The 22,330-nt window shown below is 56.2% G+C and carries 24 protein-coding genes and 2 pseudogenes; 21 read left to right on the top strand and 5 right to left on the bottom strand.

The features are described 5' to 3' along the window. Positions 1–6: 6 nt before the first annotated feature. Both JCM15764_RS11155 and JCM15764_RS11150 read right to left on the bottom strand, forming a co-directional pair. The gene (locus tag JCM15764_RS11155) at positions 7–675 is read right to left on the bottom strand and encodes a twin-arginine translocation signal domain-containing protein (protein ID WP_243688792.1); all 669 of its coding nucleotides are present in this window, start codon (positions 673–675) and stop codon (positions 7–9) included. Positions 676–916: 241 nt separating this feature from the next. Beyond that, positions 917–1,978, bottom strand: a complete 1,062-nt coding sequence (locus JCM15764_RS11150; protein ID WP_054695650.1) for an NAD(P)-dependent alcohol dehydrogenase — start codon at positions 1,976–1,978, stop codon at positions 917–919. Positions 1,979–2,269: 291 nt separating this feature from the next. On the opposite strand from JCM15764_RS11150, the pseudogene JCM15764_RS26615 reads away from it, so the two are divergent. Continuing rightward, a pseudogene (locus JCM15764_RS26615) lies at positions 2,270–3,164 on the top strand (AraC family transcriptional regulator). A 276-nt stretch (positions 3,165–3,440) separates the two neighbouring features. Here JCM15764_RS26615 and JCM15764_RS11140 read toward each other — a convergent pair. Next, complete coding sequence (locus JCM15764_RS11140; RefSeq protein ID WP_279384392.1) at positions 3,441–4,766, bottom strand: sigma 54-interacting transcriptional regulator; 1,326 nt, start codon at positions 4,764–4,766, stop codon at positions 3,441–3,443. 328 nt (positions 4,767–5,094) lie between these two features. On the opposite strand from JCM15764_RS11140, the gene JCM15764_RS11135 reads away from it, so the two are divergent. From JCM15764_RS11135 to JCM15764_RS11120, 5 genes are all read left to right on the top strand, one after another. After that, positions 5,095–6,078, top strand: coding sequence for an amidohydrolase family protein (locus JCM15764_RS11135; RefSeq protein ID WP_439645288.1), 984 nt, complete (start codon positions 5,095–5,097; stop codon positions 6,076–6,078). A gap of 31 nt (positions 6,079–6,109) precedes the next feature. Further along, positions 6,110–6,487 carry an MFS transporter gene (locus JCM15764_RS23080; protein ID WP_243688791.1) on the top strand — a complete coding sequence of 126 codons (378 nt, stop codon included), beginning with the start codon at positions 6,110–6,112 and terminating at the stop codon, positions 6,485–6,487. A gap of 28 nt (positions 6,488–6,515) precedes the next feature. Next, positions 6,516–9,518: an acyl-[ACP]--phospholipid O-acyltransferase gene (locus tag JCM15764_RS11130; RefSeq protein WP_369412297.1), complete on the top strand. Its 3,003-nt coding sequence runs from the start codon at positions 6,516–6,518 to the stop codon at positions 9,516–9,518. Between the two features lie 172 nt (positions 9,519–9,690). Next, positions 9,691–10,566 carry a hypothetical protein gene (locus JCM15764_RS11125; protein WP_054695648.1) on the top strand — a complete coding sequence of 292 codons (876 nt, stop codon included), beginning with the start codon at positions 9,691–9,693 and terminating at the stop codon, positions 10,564–10,566. 190 nt (positions 10,567–10,756) lie between these two features. Continuing rightward, positions 10,757–11,287 (top strand): hypothetical protein, encoded by a 531-nt coding sequence (locus tag JCM15764_RS11120; RefSeq protein ID WP_054695645.1) that lies wholly within the window; start codon positions 10,757–10,759, stop codon positions 11,285–11,287. Between the two features lie 185 nt (positions 11,288–11,472). On the opposite strand, the gene JCM15764_RS11115 is transcribed toward JCM15764_RS11120, so the two are convergent. Together JCM15764_RS11115 and JCM15764_RS23075 are read right to left on the bottom strand one after the other, a co-directional pair. Beyond that, positions 11,473–11,826: a helix-turn-helix domain-containing protein gene (locus JCM15764_RS11115; RefSeq protein ID WP_054695640.1), complete on the bottom strand. Its 354-nt coding sequence runs from the start codon at positions 11,824–11,826 to the stop codon at positions 11,473–11,475. Beyond that, positions 11,804–12,046 carry a type II toxin-antitoxin system RelE/ParE family toxin gene (locus JCM15764_RS23075; protein ID WP_243688789.1) on the bottom strand — a complete coding sequence of 81 codons (243 nt, stop codon included), beginning with the start codon at positions 12,044–12,046 and terminating at the stop codon, positions 11,804–11,806. The genes JCM15764_RS11115 and JCM15764_RS23075 overlap by 23 nt, the downstream gene beginning before the upstream one ends. A 553-nt stretch (positions 12,047–12,599) precedes the next feature. On the opposite strand from JCM15764_RS23075, the gene JCM15764_RS23070 reads away from it, so the two are divergent. From JCM15764_RS23070 to JCM15764_RS11065, 15 genes and pseudogenes are all read left to right on the top strand, one after another. Further along, positions 12,600–12,776: a hypothetical protein gene (locus JCM15764_RS23070; RefSeq protein ID WP_243688788.1), complete on the top strand. Its 177-nt coding sequence runs from the start codon at positions 12,600–12,602 to the stop codon at positions 12,774–12,776. 15 nt (positions 12,777–12,791) lie between these two features. Continuing rightward, positions 12,792–13,856: a DUF2339 domain-containing protein gene (locus JCM15764_RS11110; RefSeq protein WP_054695637.1), complete on the top strand. Its 1,065-nt coding sequence runs from the start codon at positions 12,792–12,794 to the stop codon at positions 13,854–13,856. After that, positions 13,774–14,241 carry a DUF2339 domain-containing protein gene (locus JCM15764_RS11105; protein WP_243688787.1) on the top strand — a complete coding sequence of 156 codons (468 nt, stop codon included), beginning with the start codon at positions 13,774–13,776 and terminating at the stop codon, positions 14,239–14,241. The genes JCM15764_RS11110 and JCM15764_RS11105 overlap by 83 nt, the downstream gene beginning before the upstream one ends. Positions 14,242–14,255: 14 nt before the next feature. Beyond that, positions 14,256–15,140 (top strand): DUF2339 domain-containing protein, encoded by an 885-nt coding sequence (locus JCM15764_RS26610; RefSeq protein ID WP_054695630.1) that lies wholly within the window; start codon positions 14,256–14,258, stop codon positions 15,138–15,140. A gap of 14 nt (positions 15,141–15,154) precedes the next feature. Then, a complete protein-coding gene (locus JCM15764_RS26605; RefSeq protein WP_054695627.1) occupies positions 15,155–15,469 on the top strand; it encodes a DUF2339 domain-containing protein in 315 nt (104 codons plus the stop codon). A gap of 146 nt (positions 15,470–15,615) precedes the next feature. Beyond that, positions 15,616–16,242: a protein tyrosine phosphatase family protein gene (locus JCM15764_RS11090; protein WP_243688786.1), complete on the top strand. Its 627-nt coding sequence runs from the start codon at positions 15,616–15,618 to the stop codon at positions 16,240–16,242. A gap of 23 nt (positions 16,243–16,265) precedes the next feature. Beyond that, the gene (locus tag JCM15764_RS11085) at positions 16,266–17,831 is read left to right on the top strand and encodes a YiiX/YebB-like N1pC/P60 family cysteine hydrolase (protein ID WP_054695623.1); all 1,566 of its coding nucleotides are present in this window, start codon (positions 16,266–16,268) and stop codon (positions 17,829–17,831) included. Between the two features lie 2 nt (positions 17,832–17,833). Next, positions 17,834–18,514 (top strand): phospholipase D-like domain-containing protein, encoded by a 681-nt coding sequence (locus JCM15764_RS23060; RefSeq protein WP_243688785.1) that lies wholly within the window; start codon positions 17,834–17,836, stop codon positions 18,512–18,514. After that, on the top strand, positions 18,487–18,804 hold the full coding sequence (locus JCM15764_RS23055) for a hypothetical protein (RefSeq protein ID WP_243688784.1): 318 nt from the start codon (positions 18,487–18,489) through the stop codon (positions 18,802–18,804). Before JCM15764_RS23060 ends, JCM15764_RS23055 begins: the two co-directional genes overlap by 28 nt. Continuing rightward, on the top strand, positions 18,753–19,313 hold the full coding sequence (locus tag JCM15764_RS23050; RefSeq protein WP_243688783.1) for a phospholipase D-like domain-containing protein: 561 nt from the start codon (positions 18,753–18,755) through the stop codon (positions 19,311–19,313). Before JCM15764_RS23055 ends, JCM15764_RS23050 begins: the two co-directional genes overlap by 52 nt. 68 nt (positions 19,314–19,381) lie before the next feature. Next, a pseudogene (locus tag JCM15764_RS11075) lies at positions 19,382–20,619 on the top strand (hydroxymethylglutaryl-CoA reductase). A 10-nt stretch (positions 20,620–20,629) separates the two neighbouring features. Then, positions 20,630–21,010, top strand: a complete 381-nt coding sequence (locus JCM15764_RS23040) for a UbiA prenyltransferase family protein (protein ID WP_243688780.1) — start codon at positions 20,630–20,632, stop codon at positions 21,008–21,010. After that, positions 21,010–21,156, top strand: a complete 147-nt coding sequence (locus JCM15764_RS23035) for a hypothetical protein (RefSeq protein ID WP_243688779.1) — start codon at positions 21,010–21,012, stop codon at positions 21,154–21,156. Before JCM15764_RS23040 ends, JCM15764_RS23035 begins: the two co-directional genes overlap by 1 nt. Positions 21,157–21,164: 8 nt before the next feature. After that, positions 21,165–21,548: a hypothetical protein gene (locus JCM15764_RS23030; RefSeq protein ID WP_243688778.1), complete on the top strand. Its 384-nt coding sequence runs from the start codon at positions 21,165–21,167 to the stop codon at positions 21,546–21,548. After that, a partial coding sequence (locus JCM15764_RS11065; RefSeq protein WP_279384391.1) for a PEP/pyruvate-binding domain-containing protein occupies positions 21,545–22,330 on the top strand: 786 nt, incomplete at its 3' end. The genes JCM15764_RS23030 and JCM15764_RS11065, both read left to right, overlap by 4 nt.

The following is a 22,330-nucleotide window of genomic DNA, read 5'->3' as shown; positions in this document are numbered from 1 at the left end:
CAGCCGCTATTTTTTCCGGCCCGAGGCCGTAGAATTTCCTGTCACGGCGCACCTCCACATAAGACAGCGCCCCAAAGGGGCACCGCTTGACGCATTGGGGATCACCGCCGCAAAGGGTGCACATCCGCTCCGGCTTGCCCGTTGCCGGGTTGGGCTGATCACCCCGGTTCTCTGGGCGGCGCACGCCTTGGCGCAACTGCGGCAACCGAGGCAGCGCCCGGCATCGTTGCGGATGCCGCGCGTCTTGTCATCCCGGTAGAGAGCGCGCCGGCCGGTCTTGGCGTCGGGCTCCACCGGACAGGCCTTGACGCAGGGGTTATCGGCGCACATGGCGCAGACGCTGGGGACATCCACATCCGGATTGAAGCTGTGGACCCGGATATTGGCAAAGTGGGGATTACCTAAACCGGGAAGTTCCCTGCCATCAAGGGACACAGGCCGGTTCTTGGCAGAACAGGCTGTCTCACAGGTCCGGCAGCCGGTGCATTTGGTGTAGTCCACCAGCACCATTTTCAGCTCCGGGTCTCCCGAAAGAGCCCACGCCAAGCCATTGATGCCGAATTGGCCCAGGAGGACCAGCGCCCCTCCCCCCATCCCGACCCCTTTTATGAAATCCCGGCGGGTGAGGATCACCGGTCCATTAGGACGGTGCGTTTCCTTTTGTTCATCATCCATTTCAGCCTCCCTGACTGGTCTTTGTGAGACCACTCTGCTACGCCTTTTTTCCCATCTCATACGCCTGTGTCATCGCCGGAGTACTTTTGATGTCCCCGATGGACCAGGTACCGGTATATTTTTAAAGGGATATCAGTGCCTCGACTGTTGAACCCCTATCCTGCTATCCGCCGACTGAGAGCTTGGCTCAAACCGTTGCCCGCTTACTCTTTCCCATAAATACTCCTCCCTTGCCTTTCGTTTACTGGGTTTTTAATGACGCCATATCAATGGAGAAACGATACTTCACGTCCGACTTTACCAGCCGCTCATAGGCTTCATTGATCTTCTGGATGGGGATAACTTCCACATCAGAGGTGATGTTGCGTTCTCCGCAGAAATCAAGCATCTCCTGGGTTTCCTTGATGCCGCCGATGAGCGAACCGGAAATGCTTTTACGGCCGAACAATAGTGCAAAAGCAGAGACTTGGAGCGGTGTCTCCGGTGCGCCGACGAGGGTGATGTTGCCTTCGAGGCCAAGCATAGTGATATAGGCATTGATGTCGTGCTCAGCGGCGATGGTGTCGAGGATAAAATTAAAGGTGCCTGCATGCTGCTTCATCTGTGCCGGATCGGTGGAAAGGATCACCTCATGGGCGCCCAGGCGCAGAGCGTCCTCCTTTTTCTTCAGGGAGGTGGTGAAGACGACCACGTGGGCGCCAAAGGCACGGGCGAATTTTACCCCCATGTGTCCCAAGCCGCCAAGGCCGACGATACCCACCTTCTTACCCTTGATGTCCCCCCAACGGCGAATCGGCGAGTAGGTGGTGATCCCGGCGCAAAGTAGTGGCGCCACCCCGGCAAGGTCAAGGTTTGCAGGAACACGCAGCACGAAATGTTCATCGACAACGATGCTTTCAGAGTAGCCGCCATAGGTGACGGGGGCAGTACCGTGCTTGTCCGGAGAGTTGTAGGTAAAGATTGCACCACGACAGAACTGCTCCAGATCAGTCTTGCAGTTGGGGCAGGTATGGTCCGAATCCACCAGACACCCGACCCCTACCAGGTCGCCAGGCTTAAATCTGCTGACCGCTGCGCCGACCTTGGTTACCTTGCCGACGATCTCATGCCCCGGCACGCAGGGGTAGGCGGTGGGCATGACGCTGTGCCATTCGTCACGGACCGTATGGAGATCGGAGTGGCAGATGCCGCAGAAAAGAATTTCGATCTGCACGTCCCGTTCGGTGGTCTCCCGGCGCATGATGGTATTCGAGGCAAAGGGTGCTGTGGCACTGGTTACTGAATATGCTTTTGCTTTGTACATGGTAGTATCTCCTTTGTTTGATTTTTGCTGCGGGTGCCCCAGAGCCGATACTTCCAGATCATTTTTCCCTAATGCACGCTATTGCATTGTTTCTCCTCCCGTTCAGTGCCTTTTGATGATTATAACCTACTCCAGGAAGAACACAGACAGATAGACCGATCCTGCTCATTTCTTGCCTGATTTTCCGATAGGCCATAAAATTATTGTAAATTGGCGATGAAGTCAGATAACCTCAGAACCAGGAATCAAGGGTAAAAAATGGTCGTCACACTGGATATTAAGGAAGAAACCATGGAACGTGCACTGGAAGCTTTGGCAACAAGTATTGCCCGATTGACCGAAGAAGGGGAACAGCATATAACCGCAATCCCCGGTTTGTCACTCTATCGACGGGAGGAACGGACCGAGCCCATGACCGGCATGTACGAGCCGAGCATCTGCCTGGTAGCCAGGGGGCCAAGCGGGTGCTGCTCGGTGATGAGGCGTTTGTCTACGATGCATACCACTACCTGATCACTTCCGTGCATCTACCACGGTTGTGCAGATTGTCGAGGCGAACCGGGAAAAACCTTACCTGGGGCTTAAATTGAAGCTCGATCAGCGGGAAATGTCACAACTGATGGCGGACAGCAATCTTCCCGCGCCACGTGTCCAGCAGTCGAGTCGTGGAATGGCCACCGGCGTGATGACGCTGGCGCTCGTCACCGCTTTTCATCGATTGATCGGCCTGCTTGACGATCAGCAGGATATTCCGATCCTGGCGCCGATCATTCAAAAGGAAATCATCTACCGCCTGCTGGTGGGAGATCAGGGGACGCGCCTGCGCCAGATCGCATCGGCGGGCAGCCAGAGCCATCAGATAGCTCGAGCGATCGATTGGTTGAAAACCAACTTTACCCAGCCGCTGCGCGTCGAAGAACTGGCTGAGCAGGCCCGCATGAGCAGTTCCACCTTTCATCACCATTTCAGGTCGATGACCGCACTCAGTCCATTACAGTACCAAAAACAACTGCGCCTGCAGGAAGCAAGGCGGCTAATGTTGGCAGAACGCATGGATGCCGCAAACGCAGCGTTTCAGGTCGGCTACGAGAGCCCTTCCCAGTTCAGCCGTGAATACAACCGCCTGTTTGGGGCACCGCCGTTACGGGATATAATCAACTTGCGTCAAATGGCTGCTGCTGAATAGGTCCGATTCGAGTCTGGTGATATGCAGCAAAATCAGGCAGGATTTGTGAAAAAAATAGATTAAATCGGCTTATTGCACTCCCCTAACACCAGCAGTCTTGTAACAATGTCAGTACTTACACGTTACCGTCACAGGCAGTGATATATTTTTTAACCGTCCGCCGATCCAGCTTCGTGTGGCGAGCAACTTCTTCATATGTACCATAGCGGCTGTAGAGCATACTGCAGTATTGGGCCAACAAGGATTCAGCATCTAATCTTCCCTCTTTTATGCCCTCTACGAAAAAATCGGATGATTTTTTACGGATTGTCCATTGTCCAACCGCTGGCAGCGCCCGGTGATGATTATCCGCTTCACCGCCTGCTCCAGCTCCCGCACATTTCCCGGCCAAATATATTCGGGTCCCAGATCCCGCTCCAGGACTTTTTTCACCAACTGCTGTTCCCGTGGTGTCACATTACCCGCCAGTCTGGCAAGGATGCTGGCCAGAAGCAGGTCAAGCTCGTGCGGCGATTCCTGCAGACGCTGCCTGAGCGGGGGAAGGACGACCACGTCCGAGCAAAGGCGGTAATAGAAATCGTCGCGAAATTTCCCCTCCCGGCGCAGCTCTTCCAGCGGCCTGTTGGTGGCTGCCACGACCCTGCCGCTGAAACGCTTCCTTTCATGGCTGCCGACCGGGGAGAAGGAACGCTCCTGCAACACCTGAAGCAGTTTTATCTGCACGTGCAAGCTGACGTCGCCGATTTCGTCGAGGAAGATGACGCCGTGGGGAGCACAGCGGCTGAAAAGCCCCTCGTAATTGTCCATGGCGCCGGTAAAGGCCCCTTTGCGATGGCCGAAGAGTTCCGATTCCAGCACCCCTTCGGAAAACTGGGAGAGGTTGATGGCGACGAAATTGCGGGTGAAACTTTCAGCAAAACAATTGCGGGTGGCGTCGAAAGGAATGAATCCGGAACGGCCGATGGCCGAGGCGGCAGCCCCCTTGCCGGTGCCGGTGTCTCCCAAAAGGAGCACGGAAAAGTCCTCCATCCGGTCCCAGAACCTGCTTTCGAACCAGCGGATATCATGGGTGAACACGCAGTTCCACAGGTGCTTGCGCAAGGTGCGCATGGAAGGGGAGTTGCCGACCAGGCCGTTCTTGATGAAATAGAAGGCGCGCCGGAGCTGGTAAAAGACAGCCAGAAAACGAAGCGCTTCTTGATCGGCGAAGCCGAAATCATGGAGCTCGCCGAGTACGGTCCGGGCGAAGGGGACCGGACAGGAGCTGTCGCCGCTTTTCAGCTGGTTTTGGGTCAGGCGATCGAAGTCTTCCAGATGGCGGTGAAAGAGATGAAAGAGCACTACAATGCGGAAGGCTTCACGATCCTCTCCTTCCCAATGCCTGAGGTTTGCAGCATCTTTCTCCTTTAACGCCGTTATCCGCTGCCTGATCTGGCCAACTACAGCCGCCAGAAGCTTCTCTGGCGAAATCCCGGCTTTCACGCCACCAATCAGGGCATCCAGCTCATCCCTCTTTTCACCAAAGGGGTTGGCAAAGGCAGCCTTGGCCACCGTTTCAAAAAAAACCCGGTCTTCCCGACTTATTTTAATTTTCTTATTCATGCATGCAATGTATAAAGTACCAGCAAAAAATGTCAAGTTTTGAAAATGTGGCTGGAGGTTTCTTCTCTGGTACTGGCGCAAAAAGAAGACTGGCAGCGGCTTCATTCACTTGGCACACCCCCTGCTTCAGTCCGGCAATTACAAACAGGTTGTTGAAAAACGTCATGAGGAGGTCGCTATGCAAGGCTCAAGCGAGCGAGGAGACGAGTCGTACCCTCTGTACGTTGAGTTTCCGAGCGAGCGGCAACGTAGCAGAGCGACCCTTTAGGCCCCGCGGGTCCGCAATAGTTTTTCAACAACCTGCTGATGCCATGACCGAGGTGCTGTTATGCAACAATCAATCATCGATATCCATTGTCACGCTGCCGGGATCGGCGCCGGCAACAGCGGCTGTTTCATCTCCCCCGCCATGCGTCGCAGCTTCAAATTTCATATTTATTTGCGGGCATTCGGCGTTTCGGAACGGGAACTGCTGGCTCACGGGGACCACCTGATAGTCGAGCGGCTCTCCGCGCTCCTGACCAGGGCGGAAAGGGTGCAACAAGCTGTAGTGCTGGCACTGGACGGGGTTATTGACCAGAATGGACTACTGGACATGGCTCGCACGGAAGCGTTCATTCCCAATGAATTCATTGCCAGTGCCGCCAGCCATCATGACAACATCCTCTTCGGGGCCAGCATCAACCCCTACCGGCACGATGCCATCGAGCGGCTCCACCAGGCAGTGGCACAAGGGGCTGTGCTTCTGAAGTGGCTACCTTCCATTCAGGGAATAGATCCCGCCGATGAACGGCTGGTTCCCTTCTACGAGTGCCTGCGGGATCAGGGGCTGCCGCTTCTTACCCACACCGGCGAAGAGGAATCCTTTACCCATAAGCAGGACCACCTGGGGGATCCCGAGCGGCTACGGCTGCCCCTTCGCCTGGGTGTGACCGTTATCGCGGCCCACGCTGCCAGCAACGGCAAGAATGAGGGCGAAGCAACTTTCAACGTTTCCTGCACCTCTGCGCCGAGTTTCCCAACCTTTATGCCGATGTTTCCGCCCTTACCCAGCTTAACCGGCTTAACCATCTCCCCAGACTCCTCAAACACCGGGAGCTGCATGGCCGTCTGCTCTATGGCACCGACATGCCCCTGCTCCAAACACTCATCGTCACCCCCCTGGCATTTGCCTATCGCCTGTCACCACGGAAGCTATTGGCCATTGCACGTATCAGCAACCCATGGGATCAGGATGTGGCACTTAAAGAAGCCCTGGGGCTACCGGAACATGTTTTTACCAGAGCCGCCCATATCCTGCGGCTGCCTGTAACCAGCTTTTAATTTCTCACCCGGAGATCGCCATGAACGCCCACAAAAAAAGACATTCTCTCCTCTGGCTCAACACCACCCAGTTCCTCGGTGCTCTCAACGATAACATCCTCAAACTGCTGATCATCTTTTTCCTCATCGGCAGCCAGGGGGTTGCCAAGGCGGGCATCATTACTGCCTGCGTCGGCGCCGCCTTCGTCCTTCCCTTTCTACTCTTTTCCGCTCCTGCCGGTTGCCTGGCCGACCGTCTGCACAAATCCCGGCTGATCAAACTGGTCAAGGCCGTCGAGGTGGCGGTAACGCTTCTGGCAGTGGTGGCCTTTGCTTTAAGATTGAATGGGGGCTCTATCTCGTCATCTTCCTCATGGCAACCCACAGTGCCTTTTTTGCCCCTGCCAAATACGGAGTGATCCCTGAGATAGCCTCCCGGGACGACCTATCCCGGTCAATGGCCTGATCGAGTCCTTCACCTACCTGGCCATCATCGTCGGCACAGCGCTGGCATCTGTGCTGGCCCAGGCTGCAGGCGGGCGTTTCTGGATTGCAGCACTGGTCTGCCTGGTGGTTGCCATCGTTGGTCTGATCTCGGCCACGCGCCTGGAAACCACCAGCCAGGCCGATGAGCAGAGGAAAGTGGCCCTGTTGCCGACGGAGATCCTGCGCACCGTGCTTGCCGTCCGCCACGACCGGGACCTGATGCTGGCCATCATCGGCCTCGCCTACTTCATGTTTGTCGGCGCTTTCGCCCAACTCAACCTGATTGCCTTTGGCATGCAGCAGCTGGGCTTAAGCGAAGCCGGCAGCGGCTATCTCTTTCTTGCGGCCGCCCTCGGCATCGGCGGCGGATCGCTTTTGGCAGCAAAACTTTCCGGCCGTGATGTGGAATTCGGCATCGTCCCCATCGGAGCCATCGGCCTGACCGCCGCAGCCATCCTTCTCCATGCGCTCCCCTCCACCATCCTCTCCTGTGTCGTCCTCCTCGTTCTGTTCGGCATAAGCGCCGGCCTCTTCAGTCTGCCGTTGCAGACCTTCATCCAGTTCCGCGCCGAACCGGCCAAACGGGGAGAGGTACTTGCCGCCTCAAGTTTCATCAACTGGGTCGGCATCCTCCTCGCCTCCGCCCTCACCTGGGCCTTCAGCGGCCCACTGCAACTCTCGGCTGCACAGGGATTCAGCCTGATCGGCATCATGACGCTGGTGCTTACCATCTTCACCCTCTGGCTCCTCCCCGATTTTCTGCTCCGTTTCATCGGGGTTGTCACCATGCGCATCTTTTACCGGCTGCGGATCATCGGCGCCGAAAATGTCCCGGTGGAAGGTCCGGCACTCCTCATCCCCAACCATGTCACCTGGGTCGATGCCCTGCTGTTGTCGGCCACCAATCAAAGGCGCATCCGGTTCATCATGGAACGGCGTATCTACAACACACCGATTTTACGGTACCTCTTCCGGCTGATGGGGGTGATCCCCGTTTCCTCCAAAGACGGCAAGAAAGAAATGGTGGAGTTCATCAAGAGAGCAAGAGCCGCCCTGGACGACGGCTACATGGTCTGCATCTTCGCCGAGGGTGCACTGACCCGCAATGGCATGCTGCGGGAATTCCGGGGTGGTTTTGAGAGGATCATCAAAGACAGCGGTTATCCAGTCATTCCAGTCTACATCGGCGGTGCCTGGGGCAGCATCTTAAGCTATGCCCATGGCAAGCTTCTTTCCCGTCCTCCAGCCCTGGCCCCATATTCGGTGTCGATCCTCTTCGGCCAACCGATGCCCGCCACCAGCACGGCCCTTGAGGTGCGGCAGGCGGTAATGGAATTGTCCTGCGACTACTTCAATTCCCGCAAGGTCGAACGCCAACCATTGGCTGCCGGCTTCATCCGTACCGCCAGACAGAATTGGCAGCGCCGCGCGATTGCGGATACTTCCGGCAAAATACTGAGCTATGGCGAGACCCTCGTCGGAGCTTTGGCCCTGGCCGGTAAGCTGGAGAAGATTCTTGCTTCGTCCCCCTTTGACAAAGGGGGATCGAGGGGGATTTCGGCAGATTACGTCGGGCTATTGCTCCCCCCATCGGCGGGTGGAGTGCTGGCCAACCTTTCCCTTTCACTGCTTGGGCGGGTGCCGGTCAATCTCAACTACACCGCCGCCGAAGCCTCCCTTCGTTCCGCCATCAGCCAATGTGGCATCACTACGGTTATTACCTCCCGCTCCTTTCTGGAAAAGGTGCCTACCCTCCCGAAGATGGATGGCATGATCTTCCTGGAAGACATTCTGCCGACCATCACCAAGAGGGATAAATTGCTGGGGCTGGTCCGGGGACGGCTGCTGCCGGCCAGTTTCCTGCGCAACCGTGATGGCTTCCACCCTGACCATGCGGCAACGGTGATCTTCTCCTCCGGCAGCACCGGCGAGCCCAAAGGAGTGGTGCTCACCCACCACAACATCATGTCAAATATCGAAGCACTGCGCATGGTCTTCCGGGTCACCCTCAACGACAACATCTGCTCGGCCCTCCCCTTTTTCCATTCCCTGGGCTTTACTGGCACTTTATGGCTGCCGCTGGTCAGCGGCTTTTCCGCTGCTTACCATCAATCCCATGGATGGGGAGAAAATCGCCCAGGTGGTCCGGGAACATCGCTCCTCCCTACTCATTGCTACCCCCACGTTTCTACTCGCATATCTGCGCCGGGCAAAGAAGGAGGACTTTGCTCCCTGCGCCTGGTTATAACCGGTGCGGAGAAGCTGAAAACAAAGGTGGCCGATTCCTTCGAAGAACGGTTCGGCATTCGCCCCCTGGAGGGATACGGGGCCACGGAACTGTCGCCGGTCATCACCCTCAGTCTGCCTAATGTCAAGATCGATGGCGTCGCCCAGCACGGCTCCAAGGAAGGGAGCGTCGGTCACCCCATACCCGGTGTCGCCATCCGGGTCGTCGATCCGGATACCAGCACAATGCTGCAGCCGGGAGAACCGGGACTGATCCTGGTCAAGGGGCCGAACGTCATGCACGGCTATCTTGGGCAGCCGGAGAAGACCGCCCAGGTGGTCAAGGACGGTTGGTATGTGACCGGTGACATCGGCATCATGGACGACGACGGTTTTATCCGCATCACCGACCGCATGAGCCGCTTCAGCAAGATCGGCGGCGAGATGGTGCCCCATGGCGTGGTCGAGGACGAACTGCACAACCGCCTCGGGCAAAGCCAGGTATTGGCGGTAACCGCCATCCCCGACGAGAAGAAGGGGGAGAAGCTGGTGGTGATATATGCCAAGGATGCGGCAGATGGAGAAACCCTGCACCGGCTGCTGGCTGAGAGCAACATCCCCAACCTGTGGAAACCGGGGCGCGACTGCTATGTGCCGGTGGAGAGCCTGCCGATCCTCGGCAGCGGCAAGCTGGATCTGAAGGGGTTGAAGGAGATAGCGCAGGCAGCGCTGGCTTAGATCTTTATGGGTATTTATGGGTGGATTTGCGGGTACAGACAGCTTTAAATGAAATCCTTGTGACAATCGTTGTCGTTAAGGGTATAAATGTTCCGATTGTGATGAACACCAGTTCACGCGCGCATGCGCGTGAACTGGTCAATACCAAGTTAGATGATAAAAGGGAAACCACATGCACATTAAGGTCAATGTAAAATACAGATTCCTCGTAAAAACCGTCTTCATTTTAGTGCCTGCAATTAGCATTGTCTCTGCTGCCTTCACACTCCCTATTAAAGTCACTGTCCCACTGGCCATAGTCCTGGTACTAATCCCATTAATTCTTGATAGATTCGTATTCCTTTACGGCGCATTCCTAGTGATGCCACTTCCTACACCTGACATGGAACGCTTCATGATCGGCACCTGCTGGTACACTGATGATCCACATACCTTTGAAGGACTGGGTATAGGCCTTGTTTATAAGTATGAAAGTGCAGCTAGAGACGCGTACCAGATGCTGAAGGCATGGAATTACGGAAGACTTAAAGATGAAGATGGAAACATCAACATTTCCATCATACGAGAAGGAGAAGGCAAGTTTAGTGTTATCTTTTACCCCGGCGAAAGGGAGCAAAGCTTAATGTCTGTAAAGGAAAATGCTGAAAGAGATCTTGGAAAAAACTCTGAAGTAAATCTAAAAGTATTTAAATATTATATTCAAACATGTGTTGACTATAAGAATGAGCCGTTCAAACTTGCAGCAATAGAGGCTGCTGGAAGACAACAGTGGCTGAGGCTAAATGCACATTTTATCAATGAGAATGAACTTGTAGCTTACGCAAAGAAGGATTTTAGACTAAGAAAGGTCAAGGTGCTAGATCGGAAAACCAGCACCTTGGGACCGATTGAAAAAATGCTTCCTTGGGGAGATCCGTCTGTCAATTATACTGAAGACGTGACCGCTATGACAGACCGTGTTAATCAAAATATAAATGAGCAGAATAAAGAGATCCTAGCTAAATATTCAGCAGCATCTAACCACGGCGCAGACACTGACGCGGCGTGAAACTGCCGCGCTGGTCACGCCGCAGCACGTTGTCCGAGGAAATTATGGCCACTGATATAGAAAAGATGATGTGCTGGGGAAGATATCTCTATTGGACAAACCTCGGTAAGGAGCGATTTGACGCGTTGCTTGAGTCATATGCATCACCAGATGAAATTCCCAGCGGTGAGTATTTCGCCCATTCTTCGCAATGGTTCGCTTCATTATATGTCGTGATAGAAGCTGGGGTGAGCTCAAGCTGCAAGACGCAGCCATAGAGAAACTTCTCTCTGAGTTTGATGCGCTACAAAGCCTTCTGAGACGATATAGAAACGGAGTCTTCCATTTCCAGCCTAACCTCCTGGACAAGCGTTTCACAGAGTTGGCGAAGTCAACCTACAACTGGACACGATGGATACGGGTTTTACACGATGAGTTCGTCAGGTATTTCTCCGACTGGCTCGCCGGCTTAAGTATAGATCCTGATGAAAGCAGAGAGATTAAGGAATCTATAAAGGCCAGCATCGGTTGGATTCCAGATGAGACTTTAACAGACAAAATAAGGAACCTTCAAACCCTAGTAATAGAATCAGAGGCCCTGCTGGCGGGAGCCAGTGATGATAGTCTAGCCGGAAAAGAGCTACAAGAGGCCATAGAGAAAGTTAAAGATCAGATTGCAAAATCGACTTCAGAATACGAAGCCATGATCGACAAGCATGTAAGGGAAATGAAAGGACCGTGAGGGAAACAATTGGGGAAACAATTGGGGTCAAGCTTGACATTTGGATATTTAAGGCCAGAACGGCAAAGAGATCAAATACGGAAAAGATGGGGATTGCAAACTTGCAAACCTACGGCAGCCAGCCCAACTTTACAACTTTGCAAGCCTGAAATCGTCCTATATTTCGTTGGGTTTTTCGTGATGCTCTAACCGGCACGTAACCTACTTTTGTGTTCAGTTGTCTGCGATGTTTTATTTTTCACTTTTCTGGACGTTTTTTCTCTAACTAATCTCAATTCCAATCGACATCCAAGAGCGTGAGCGTATTTTTTCAACGTCGCTATTGATGGCGAATGTTTCCCTCTCCCAGATTCAAGGCGGGCGACAGCAGATTGAGTTGTGCCGATACGTTCTGCAATTTCAGCTTGTGTAACACCCGCTGCTGCACGGGCCTTGAGAAATTCGTCGAGGAATTGAAACTCTTCGTTCAGTCGATCATATTCATCTTTTACATCTGCTCGCTCAAGTGCGCGGGCTTTAAGTTCTTTGTGAGTTAGCATTTTTGAACTCCTTCATTCTTCGCCGAGCTGTGTCAAGTTCTCTTGGCGGGGTCTTGTCTGTTTTCTTGGTGAATTGGTGTAAGATCACGATTTTTCTGCCAATCATTGTACAGTAGAAAACCCGAGCAATTCCTTCTGCGGATTTCAGACGCAATTCAAATAAACCTTCACCCATTGCGCGGGTATGAGGCATGCCAAGATCAGGGCCGTGGACTTCCATCCTGTCGGCGTATCGGAGATAGCGGCCAAGAAAGCCAGCTGGCATGGCAAGGATTCTTGCACTGAATCGTTATAGTAGGTGATTGTCCAAGTCATGACAGGAGCATAGCGTATTTGCTATAAATTGTCCCTTATTTTCTTTTGTTGTCCAATACATAAGTTAGGCAACGTAATTGAGTAGGCCTCCTTGTCTCCACTGCGCAATGTCGAACAGGAACGGTAGGTGCACATGTGCCGCAACTTTCCGGATGCCTGCTGATCCTGGCCAGAAAACGCGGCCGGCTCTCCATCTCAAATGAGGTGACGCTGTTGACCATCAACCCCAGTTGCCTCAGATTAATCTTGGCTGTGTTGCGCCAGTCATCGTCACTTTCGGCCAACATTTAATGCCCAACAATATACATTTAATGCACATCTTAACCTTCCACCTCCACTTCACCACCATCTTCCCAATCACATAACCTCAACAAAAACAAGCAACTACCCCTCATAAAACCTCCTGGCATCCTCCCTGCTATACCCCGATTATCAATTAGCACTACAGGGAGGAAATCATGGAAACATTCATCATCAAGCTCGCCGTCGCCGTTCTCCCGTTAATCGCCCTCATCGGCACCATCACCATCACCTTTACCCTTCACAGGCGAATCATCGCCCACCGGCCCCTGTCCTATCACCGCACCCGCCGTTCGATGCAAAGAGCGCTGGCTGTCGGCACGATGCTGCGCTAAGCAAAGGAGCGAATCATGTCTCTCATTTATGCATTGATCGGAGCTGTCGCCGGCGGCATGCTGGACCGTTTTCCCGGGGTGATTTTCGGCGCCTGTGCCGGCTGGCTGCTGGGCAACCTGGCAGAACTGCAGGAACGTTTTTCCTCCCTGGAAAAGGAGGTCGCCTGGTTGCGGCAGCGTGTCGCCCGACAAGCCAAGGAAGCCAACACACCCCAGGCACAAGCAGTAGCGCCTAACCCATTCGATATCATGACAAAACCGGCCGAGGAAGCGCCTGCCCCGCCACCACCCGTCGAATCCGACAGGCCTGCTTTAGCCAGTGGATTCCGGGTTGAAACGTCTGCTCCGCCCTTACGGCCCCAACCTATCCGGGAGGCTCCAGCCAACCCGGAGGCATCGCCTGTCGTCGATGCCATCACCAGTTTCTTTACCGGTGGCAACCTGCTGGTGAAGTCGGGCATCATTATCCTCTTTTTCGGCGTCTCCTTCCTGGTCAAATATGCAGCAGAGCATGGCCACGTCCCTATCCAGCTCCGCCTTGCCGCCACCGCCTTCGGCGGCATTGTCCTTCTGGCCACCGGCTGGCGTTTGCGGCAAAAACGGGCTGAGTATGCCCTGGCGCTGCAAGGTGGAGGGATCGGCATCCTCTTCTTGACCACCTACGCCGCCTTCCGTCTCTTCGCCTTGCTTTCCCCCACCTCCTCCTTCATTCTGCTGGTGGCCATCTCCGGCCTCTGTGGCGCACTTGCCGTCCTGCAGAGTTCCCGCACCCTGGCCCTGTTCGGCATTTCCGGAGGCTTCATCGCACCGCTCTTGGCATCCATCGGTAACGGCAATCCTGCCTTTCTGTTCGGCTACTATGCCGTCTTGAACGCAGGGATCGTCGGCATCGCCTGGTATCGCTCCTGGCGCGCCTTAACCTGGCGGGATTTTTATACACCTTCCTCCTCGGCACCATCTGGGCGCCCAATTCTATCGCCCTTCCCATTTCGCCACGGTGGAACCGTTCCTCATCCTCTTCTTCCTCATCTATGTGGGAATTGCCGTCCTCTTCGCCTTCCGTCAGCCGCCGGAGCTTAAAGGAATCGTCGACGGCACCCTGGTCTTCGGCACTCCCATCGCCGCCTTTGCCTTGCAGGCCGGGCTGGTGCATGCCTTCCGCCATGGTCTCGCCTGGAGTGCCCTGGCTGCGGGATTTCTCTACCTGGCCATGTTCATGGCCTTGCGTGAGGATGACCGACTGCAAACCCTGGCCGAGGCCTTTCTCGCCTTCGGCACCGTCTTCGTCACCCTTGCCGTACCCCTCGCCTTCGACGGCCGCTGGACTTCGGCAGCCTGGGCCGTGGAAGGAGCTGCTCTGATTTGGGCCGGCTTACGTCAGAGACGCCAACTGGCACGTGGACTTGGCATTTTGCTCCAGTTTGGCGGCGGTATCGCTTCATCACCGACCTCCCCTCCCCCATAAACCAGCTGCCAGTATTGAACAGCCTTTACCTGGGGTGCATCCTCATCAGCCTGGCCGCCCTGAGCAGCGCCTGGTTCATCCACCACAAAACATGGGCAGAGGAGTGGGAACTGACCCTTGGACACGTTCTTTCCTACTGGGGCCTCATCTGGTGGTTCGGCAGCGGGTTGCACGAACACCACGTTCATGTGGCCGAAGATCTTGTCTATGGCGTCAGCTTGATCTTCGTCACCGCCTCCTGCCTTACCAGTCATATTCTGCAGCGACGCCTCGGCTGGTCGGATCTGAGCTGGCCTCCCCTGCTGCTTCTGCCGGCCATGGTCTGCTTTCTCCTGCCGGAAATGCCGCATCATCCGCTGGCCCAAGGGGGCTGGTTTGCCTGGCCGGCTGCCTTCACCGTCCATTGGTGGCTTTTATATCAGCGGGAAGATGAAATGCCCACCCTTTATCGAAGCCTTCTCCATGGGGGAACCGTGTGGTTTATGACTTTTCTGGCCACCTGGGAACTTGGCTGGCAGGTGCATTTTTTCCTCGGCTCCACCGGCAGCTGGCTCACCATCAGCCGCGGCATCGTCGCCATCACCATGCTCTTTGCCATTTTGTCGGTGAACCTGCCTGTCTGGCCATGGCGCAAGCATGAAGAGCTATATCTGGGAATTGTTGCGGTTCCCCTGGCTGCAGCTGTACTATTCTGGACAGTGCTCGTTTCGTTGGGAAACACCGGCGATGCATGGCCTTTTCCATGGCTACCACTTTTCAACCCACTGGACCTGGCCATTGCCGGGGCTTTGGCCGCACTTGGCCTCTGGATTGCCCGTCTGCAAAAGCTTCCTGGCCTGTGCGAGTTCGTCAGTGTAAACAGGCAGGTAGTGCAGTGGCTTGGCGCGGCTGTTTTTTAGTCTGGCTCAATTCTATGCTGGCTCGGGCACTGCACCATTGGGGTGGCGTCACTTTTACACCCGAAGCCATCTTCCGTTCCGGTCTTGCCCAAACATCCTTTGCCATCTTCTGGAGTCTGCTGGCACTCTGCGCCATGGTTCTTGCCACCTGCCGAGACCTTCGCAAAGTCTGGCTGGCCGGCGCCGGACTCCTCGGCTGCGTCATCATAAAACTTTTCCTGGTGGATCTGGCCGGGCACGGCACCATTGAACGGATAGTCTCATTCGTCGCTGTCGGGCTGCTGCTCCTGGTTATCGGCTGGTTTTCGCCGGTTCCGCCGAAGAAATAACCGGCTAAGCCATAAATTGCGCCAGGTTAGCAGGTTTCCACCAACACCCGACGATGAGACGATTATATTTGTCTAAGATAATGGAAATTAATAGAAAGTCCATTAAGGGTTATGGTAATGGAAGACATATTAGCTCAGGAGGGCATATGGAAATCGATTCTTCCCCATTCAACCGTTGCAATGTCTGCTTCCGTTCAATGGCTTTAGCGATGTTGACTGTCATGCTTCTTGTCGGGCTGTCAGCAGCCGCTCCTGCTGAGCAAACAGCGACCCCGCCATCAACAAATTCGCCCCTTACCTCCCTCCACCAAGGAATGCACCTTTCCGAGCATCTTTACAATCTTCCCGGCCTAAGCAACGTTGGGCGGGTAGCGCCTGGGGTGTTTCGTGGCGCACAGCCTGCAGTGTATGGCTATGCCGCTTTGAAGAAAATGGGCGTCAAAACGGTCATAGACCTGCGTACCACAGAAAATGAAAAGGCCATGGTGGAAGCTGCTGGGATGAAGGCCATTGCCATGCCCATCACCATGTCCCGTGAGGGACTGAAGGAAAAGGTCGATCGGGTAATTGCCCTGATGGTCGACCCGGCAAATCAGCCTGTTTTTGTCCATTGCCGTCATGGCCAGGACCGGACCGGGATCGTTGTGGCCGCCTACCGGATGAAGGTGGACAAATGGTCCCTGCCTGACGCGGAAACCGAGATGCAGGCCTTCGGCTTCAACGATATCTGGGTCAACTTCAAGAAATTTATTCGCCAGTACCCCACTGAATAACATCCTGCTGAAGGAGATACTGCATGAAACCCATAATCGCTCCTGTTGCCATACTGCTTGTGTTTGCCCTGGGGCTGCCCGCCGCTGCCGTCCCCACCACCATCGGCGAACTTGTCAAAGCCAACACCACCGAAGGAATAACAAGTGGCTGTGCCGGCCATCTCGTCCGCAACCATGGCGCCACCAATGCCTCCGTTGAAAAAACAATACAGGAGGAACTCAACGATTTCCGTTTCCTGGCAGAACGGGCGCTGATGCTGCGGGCCGAGACAATAAAAGTGGGCAATGGCATCAAGAACAAGCAGGAACAGGGCAAGCCCCTGACCGGCGAAGACCTGGACCTGCTCAACCAGGGCATTGTCGAACACCTTGCCCTGCGCAAGGAACTACTCGCCGTAGCCGAGTCACACGAGTGCTGGCTGGACGGATCGGAAAAAGATCTGGCACAGCTTGGCATTACGCCTGAAGCGCGCCTCAAGGGGATCATGCTTTCCCTCTCCTCGGCCCTGGTCCTCTACGATAATTATCTGCTGGCCATCTCCCTCTTCGAGGGGGACAGCAAGCTGCGGCGGCTCCTCAACGAGCGGGATCCGGGCTATGCCGTAAACAGCGCTGCCCTGGCCAAGGTTACCCTTCATTACGATTCGGTGGCCAACCGGCAACGGGTGCGCAAGGCCATCAAGTTTTACGAAAAAGAATCGGTCAGGCTCAACCGTTCAATGGCAAAAAGCTCTGAAATCGAATATGTCTCTGCCCTGATCCAGCAGAGCCCCTCCTATACCATGGTTCGCAAGTGGTCCCCCCTCTACGTCATCGGAAGAAAGCTCGGCTTTTTCGGCGCCGTCACCACCGACACGTTATCCTCCTTCGAACGCGGCGGCATGAACCTGTTCAGCATGTTTTTCGGCAATGCGGTCGGATTGGTGGAAACACGCAAGGGCAAACTTTACGGCAAATCGGAGATGCTGAAAGAGGTCAAGGCAACCCTGAAGGCAGGAGACATCCTGCTGGAAAAGACCCCTTTTCGCCTTACCGACAAGTTGATCCCCGGCTATTGGGGTCACGCGGCGGTCTGGGTCGGCACGGAGTCCGAGCTGAAGGGCCTGGGAATCTGGGACAACCCCGTAGTGGCAAAGTATCACGACCAGATCCGCCAAGGCCGGCTGGTGGTGGAGGCGCTCCGTTCCGGGGTGGAGATGAATACCCTGGACCACTTCTTCAACATCGACAGCTTCGGCGCCCTGCGCAAGCCTGAATTGACCAGGGAAAATCGGGCCAGAACGGTCATTCAGACCCTGCGCCAGGTGGGGAAACCATACGATTTCAATTTCGATGTGGAGTCCAAGGAGCGAGTCTACTGCTCCAAGCTGGTCTATCTCAGTTACAGCGGCGTAGAGTGGCCCACCAAACGCTCCCTGGGACGGACCACCTTCACTCCTGACGATGTTGCCATGAAGGCAGCCAAAGATGGCGCTCTCCAGTTGGTAACTTTTTACCATGACGGAACCCGAGTGAATAAAACACCGCTGGCGCGGATGACCGAATTAATGGGGGTCAAAACGGTGAAACAGGCAAATCTGGGGATGTGAAGATGAACACTTTCGTTAAAGCAGTCCTTGTAATCTGCCTGTTTGTTATTCCTATTGGAGCACATGCAAAGCAAGGCTCTCTGCCCGAAACCGTAGCACCCCTCCTTGTCGGTCATCCCGGCAAATCTGGAGCCTACGTGCTGGAAAAAGGGGAGGAGGCCCTCCTGGCAAGGGCTTGGCTAGCAGATCACTCGACAAAAAGCATCCACATCCAGTACTTCATCTGGAGTACTGACAATATCGGCATCCTGGCCAGCGAAGCACTTCTGCGGGCAGCCGACCGCGGGGTAAAGGTGCGGGTGCTGGTGGACGACCTGCTCATTGACGCACCCCCCGAAACCATGCTGGCCCTGGCCCTGCACCCGAACATCGATATCCGCATCTACAATCCCAAGCTGACCGTCGGCACCTCGAAGTTGAAGCGGGTTGGCAATGTCCTTACCGGCTTCCGCACCATCAACCAGCGCATGCACGACAAGACCGCCCTATTCGATGGTATGGTCGGCATTACCGGCGGACGCAACATGGCCGATGAATACTTCGACTATGATCACCGCTACAATTTCCGCGACCGCGATATTCTGGTCCTTGGGCCGGCGCTAGCCATATGGAAAAGAGCTTCGACCGGTTCTGGGAAAGTCGGCAGGCGGTTCCGGTGGAAAAACTGTTGGCCAAGGAACTGAAAAAGCTGACGCCCGAGCGAGTCGAAACAATCTATGCAAACATGCATGCCTATGCCGGCAAAGCTGAAAACTTCGCTCCGGAGGTACGCATGGCGCTGGAGAACCTGCCCCAGCGATTCAGCAGCCTGATCGAGAAACTAAGCTGGAACGACGTCCGATTCATCTCCGATCTGCCAGGCAAGAACACCGCACGGCGGCGGCTGGACGGAGGAGGGGAGAGCACCGCCGTCCTTGCCAGGTGCTGCAGGGGGCACAGAAGAGCGTTACCATCCAGTCTCCCTATCTGGTAATGACCAAGGATGCCCTGGCCCTGTTCCGGGACATGGTCAGGCGGGGGATTGAAGTGAGGATCTGCACCAATTCCCTCGCCTCAACCGACAATCTCCAGGCCTTCAGCGGCTACCAAAAACAGCGGCAAACCCTGCTCAAAAGCGGTATCAAGATCTATGAATTCAAGCCCGACCCTGCCCACAAACGGGATCTTATCGAACGCTACAAGAAGCTGGAAAAGGGGGCGCCGATCTTTGCCATCCATGCCAAAACCATGGTCGTCGACAGCAAGACCCTTTTTGTCGGTACCTTCAACTTCGACCCCCGTTCCATGAATCTGAATACGGAAGTAGGAGTTCTGATCGACGATCCCCTCCTGGCAAGGCAGGTCGAGAAAAGCATCGAGCGGGACATGGAGCCAGGAAACAGCTGGAATGCCGCCACCGATAAACCCGACCGCTTCGCCCCCGCGGCAAAGAGGCGGAAGGTCAAGCTCTGGAAGGCACTGCCGATGACCGCAATATTATAGGCGATCTGCCTGATTGGAGTGAACATTCATGCCAAGCGATTTCACCCACGCCAAGGACTTGATCGCAGGTGCTCAATGGACAAAGCGCCACGGAACTGTCCCAGCGCCTTGAACCCTCCTGGGACGCACCCGCTGCCAAGGTATCAAGCGGTGCCCATATCACCCCTGAGATCGTCGAGCGCCGTTGGAAGCGCCTCCCCCTGCCCCCTGAAGTCCGCGAGCCGCTGCTCCCCCCGGAAGACCTGCCGAACATCACCACCTATCAGCACAATATCGAGAACTTCATCGGCATTGCCAAGGTACCGCTTGGCTTGGCCGGCCCGCTGCGCGTCAACGGCCTATTTGCCAAGGGTGACTATTACCTGCCCCTGGCTACGACCGAAGCTGCCCTGGTCGCGTCCTACCATCGTGGCGCCTGCCTGCTTTCCCAGGCGGGAGGCTGCTCCGCCATGCTCCTTGCCGAGGGAGTCAGCCGCTCCCCCGGCTTCGCCTTTGCGACCGCCAGGGATGCCGGCCTCTTTGTCGCCTGGCTGACGGAAAATCTGGACGCAATCCGGCAGGCAGCCGAAGCAACCACCCACCATGGGCAGCTTTCCGACCTGCGTATCACCATCGAAGGCAATCATGTCTATCTGCTGCTGGACTTTTACACCGGTGACGCCTCAGGGCAGAACATGGCCACCATCGCCACCGAAGCAGCCTGTCGGCTCATTATCGAGCGTACCCCGGTCCAGCCGGAATACTTTTTTGTGGAGGCCAACATGTCCGGCGACAAAAAGGCCAGCGCCCAATCCTTCCTCAGCGTGCGCGGAAAAAAGGTCACCGCCGAAGCGGTCATTCCTGCCGAGCTGGTGGAGCAAATGCTCCATACCTCCCCGGCAAAGATGGTCGATTACTGGCGCATGTCGGCTATGGGCGGGGTTCTTTCGGGGACCATCGGCGTGCAGGGACATTATGCCAATGGCCTGGCCGCTTTATACCTAGCCTGCGGCCAGGATATCGCCTGTATCGCCGAATCTGCGTCGGCATCACCCGCTTCGAGGTAAAGGGCAATGGCTCCCTCTATGCCGCCGTGACCCTGCCCAATCTGATGGTAGGCACCGTAGGGGGAGGAACCGGTCTGCCGACCCAGCGGGCATGCCTTGAGATTCTGGGACTTCACGGCCAGGGAAAAGCCCGGGCCCTGGCAGAGGTCTGTGCCGGCCTTGCCCTGGCTGGAGAACTGTCCATCATCGGCGCCCTGGCCGCTGGTGAATTCACCCGCGCTCACCGGAAGCTGGCTCGCGGCAAAGAGCACACGGAATGAGAGGTACCTGGTGACCAATCGCTGGTGGATCTATCAAAAAGAGCGCTTTCCCATCTTCGCCCATGGGCCGCTGATTCTTGCCTTCAGCCTGTCGGCCATGGGCTATTCGGCCCTTCTGCGCGGGGAATCGAGCCTGCGGCCGGCGGCAGCACTGGTGGCATTCGTCACCGCCCTGCTGTTTTTCCTGCAGCTGCGCATTGCCGACGAGTTCAAGGATGCCGAAGACGACGCCCGCTGGCGAGCTTACCGCCCGGTACCCCGCGGCCTGGTCACCCTGGGGGAACTGGGTTGGATCGGGCTCGGCGCCGGATTGATCCAGCTGGCCGGGTCCCTCTGGCTGCGGCCGCTGCAGGCACTGATGCTGGTGGTCGCCTGGAGCTACCTGGCCTGATGAGCAAGGAATTCTTCATTCATGGCTGGCTGAAACGGCACCCAATCATTTACATGCTCTCCCACATGGTCATCATGCCCGTTTTCGACATCTATGCCACCGCCTGCGACTGGCTGATGGCGGGGGCAGCTCCGCCGCGGGGCTGATCTGGTTCTTGGGCGTCAGCTATCTGAACGGCATTGTCATCGAAGTCGGCCGCAAGATCCGCTCGCCCCAGGACGAGGAAGAGGGGGTTGAAACCTATTCTTTCCTCTGGGGACGAAGCCGGGCGCTATTGGCCTGGCTCGGGGCCATGTCTCTGACCGCAGTCTGTGCCTGGCGCGGTGCGCTGTTGATCGGTTTTGCCGTTCCGGTAAGCCTGCTCCTGCTTTTGCTGCTCTCCGGCGCCGCCCTGCTGGCGATTACCTTCCATGCCGCCCCCCTTCCCGGCCGCGGCAAGCGCATTGAGCTCTTTTCCGGCATCTGGACCCTGCTCATGTACCTCAGCCTGGGAGCCGTGCCACTGCTGATTCAACATTTTCAGGGAAATCTGCCATGAACAGCATCCTCCGTAGCGAAAAGGAATCTCGCGCCTCTTTGGGGGGCAAGGCAGGGGCCCTGGCCGACCTGCAGTCAGCCCGCCTCCAGGTTCCCCCCTGGTTTGTCGTTGCCCCCGAGGCCTTTCCAGCCAGTCTGACAGCCGGGCAAAGGGGGGATATTGCATCGGGTGTTCCGGAGCGGATCCAGGGGGTGCTTGAACAGTTGACCGTGGGAGAGCAACTGCTGCAGGAACTTGCCGCTGCGCTGGCCGAGCTCTGTCCCAACGGCGAGTTGGTAGCGGTCCGCTCTTCGGCGCTGGATGAGGATGGCAGCGAGCATTCCTTTGCCGGTCAGCTGGATTCGTTCCTCTTTGTTTCGCCTGGGGAGGTGCCGGGCAAAGTGGTTGACGTCTGGCGTTCGGGATTCAGCCCGCGGGTGCTGGCCTATCGCCGGGAGAGGGGACTTTCGCCGCTGCCCGCTCCACCGGCAGTGCTGATACAGCGGGTGGTGACGGCAGATGTGGCCGGAGTGGCCTTCAGTGCCGATCCGGTCAGCGGCCAACGTGGCGTCGCCGTGATCAGCGGGGTCTATGGACTGGGCACGGCTCTGGTTTCGGGGGAATGTGACGCCGACACCTGGCGGGTTGATCGGGTCGGGACCATCATCGAGGAACTGATTGCCCACAAGGGCATCGCCCATCGCGCCGACCCCGGCAGTCAGGAAGGGGTGACGGGCGTAGCGGTTGCGCCGGAGCTTGCCGGTCGCGCCTGCCTGACTCCGGGCCAGGTCCGCTCCGTGGCG

The organism is Geotalea toluenoxydans JCM 15764, assembly GCF_001311985.1.
GTDB classification, from domain to species: Bacteria; Desulfobacterota; Desulfuromonadia; order Geobacterales; family Geobacteraceae; genus Geotalea; species Geotalea toluenoxydans.
This window is presented reverse-complemented; position numbering and strand designations above follow the sequence as displayed.

What these genes read in the sequence shown, in the direction of transcription:
- JCM15764_RS11155 (WP_243688792.1), bottom strand. Translation starts at nt 675, where the DNA reads ATGGATGATGAACAAAAGGAAACGCACCGTCCTAATGGACCGGTGATC.
- JCM15764_RS11150 (WP_054695650.1), bottom strand. Translation starts at nt 1,978, where the DNA reads ATGTACAAAGCAAAAGCATATTCAGTAACCAGTGCCACAGCACCCTTT.
- JCM15764_RS11140 (WP_279384392.1), bottom strand. Translation starts at nt 4,766, where the DNA reads ATGAATAAGAAAATTAAAATAAGTCGGGAAGACCGGGTTTTTTTTGAA.
- JCM15764_RS11135 (WP_439645288.1), top strand. Translation starts at nt 5,095, where the DNA reads ATGCAACAATCAATCATCGATATCCATTGTCACGCTGCCGGGATCGGC.
- JCM15764_RS23080 (WP_243688791.1), top strand. Translation starts at nt 6,110, where the DNA reads ATGAACGCCCACAAAAAAAGACATTCTCTCCTCTGGCTCAACACCACC.
- JCM15764_RS11125 (WP_054695648.1), top strand. Translation starts at nt 9,691, where the DNA reads ATGCACATTAAGGTCAATGTAAAATACAGATTCCTCGTAAAAACCGTC.
- JCM15764_RS11120 (WP_054695645.1), top strand. Translation starts at nt 10,757, where the DNA reads ATGGTTCGCTTCATTATATGTCGTGATAGAAGCTGGGGTGAGCTCAAG.
- JCM15764_RS11115 (WP_054695640.1), bottom strand. Translation starts at nt 11,826, where the DNA reads ATGCTAACTCACAAAGAACTTAAAGCCCGCGCACTTGAGCGAGCAGAT.
- JCM15764_RS23075 (WP_243688789.1), bottom strand. Translation starts at nt 12,046, where the DNA reads ATGGAAGTCCACGGCCCTGATCTTGGCATGCCTCATACCCGCGCAATG.
- JCM15764_RS23070 (WP_243688788.1), top strand. Translation starts at nt 12,600, where the DNA reads ATGGAAACATTCATCATCAAGCTCGCCGTCGCCGTTCTCCCGTTAATC.
- JCM15764_RS11110 (WP_054695637.1), top strand. Translation starts at nt 12,792, where the DNA reads ATGTCTCTCATTTATGCATTGATCGGAGCTGTCGCCGGCGGCATGCTG.
- JCM15764_RS26605 (WP_054695627.1), top strand. Translation starts at nt 15,155, where the DNA reads ATGCTGGCTCGGGCACTGCACCATTGGGGTGGCGTCACTTTTACACCC.
- JCM15764_RS11090 (WP_243688786.1), top strand. Translation starts at nt 15,616, where the DNA reads ATGGAAATCGATTCTTCCCCATTCAACCGTTGCAATGTCTGCTTCCGT.
- JCM15764_RS11085 (WP_054695623.1), top strand. Translation starts at nt 16,266, where the DNA reads ATGAAACCCATAATCGCTCCTGTTGCCATACTGCTTGTGTTTGCCCTG.
- JCM15764_RS23060 (WP_243688785.1), top strand. Translation starts at nt 17,834, where the DNA reads ATGAACACTTTCGTTAAAGCAGTCCTTGTAATCTGCCTGTTTGTTATT.
- JCM15764_RS23035 (WP_243688779.1), top strand. Translation starts at nt 21,010, where the DNA reads ATGAGCAAGGAATTCTTCATTCATGGCTGGCTGAAACGGCACCCAATC.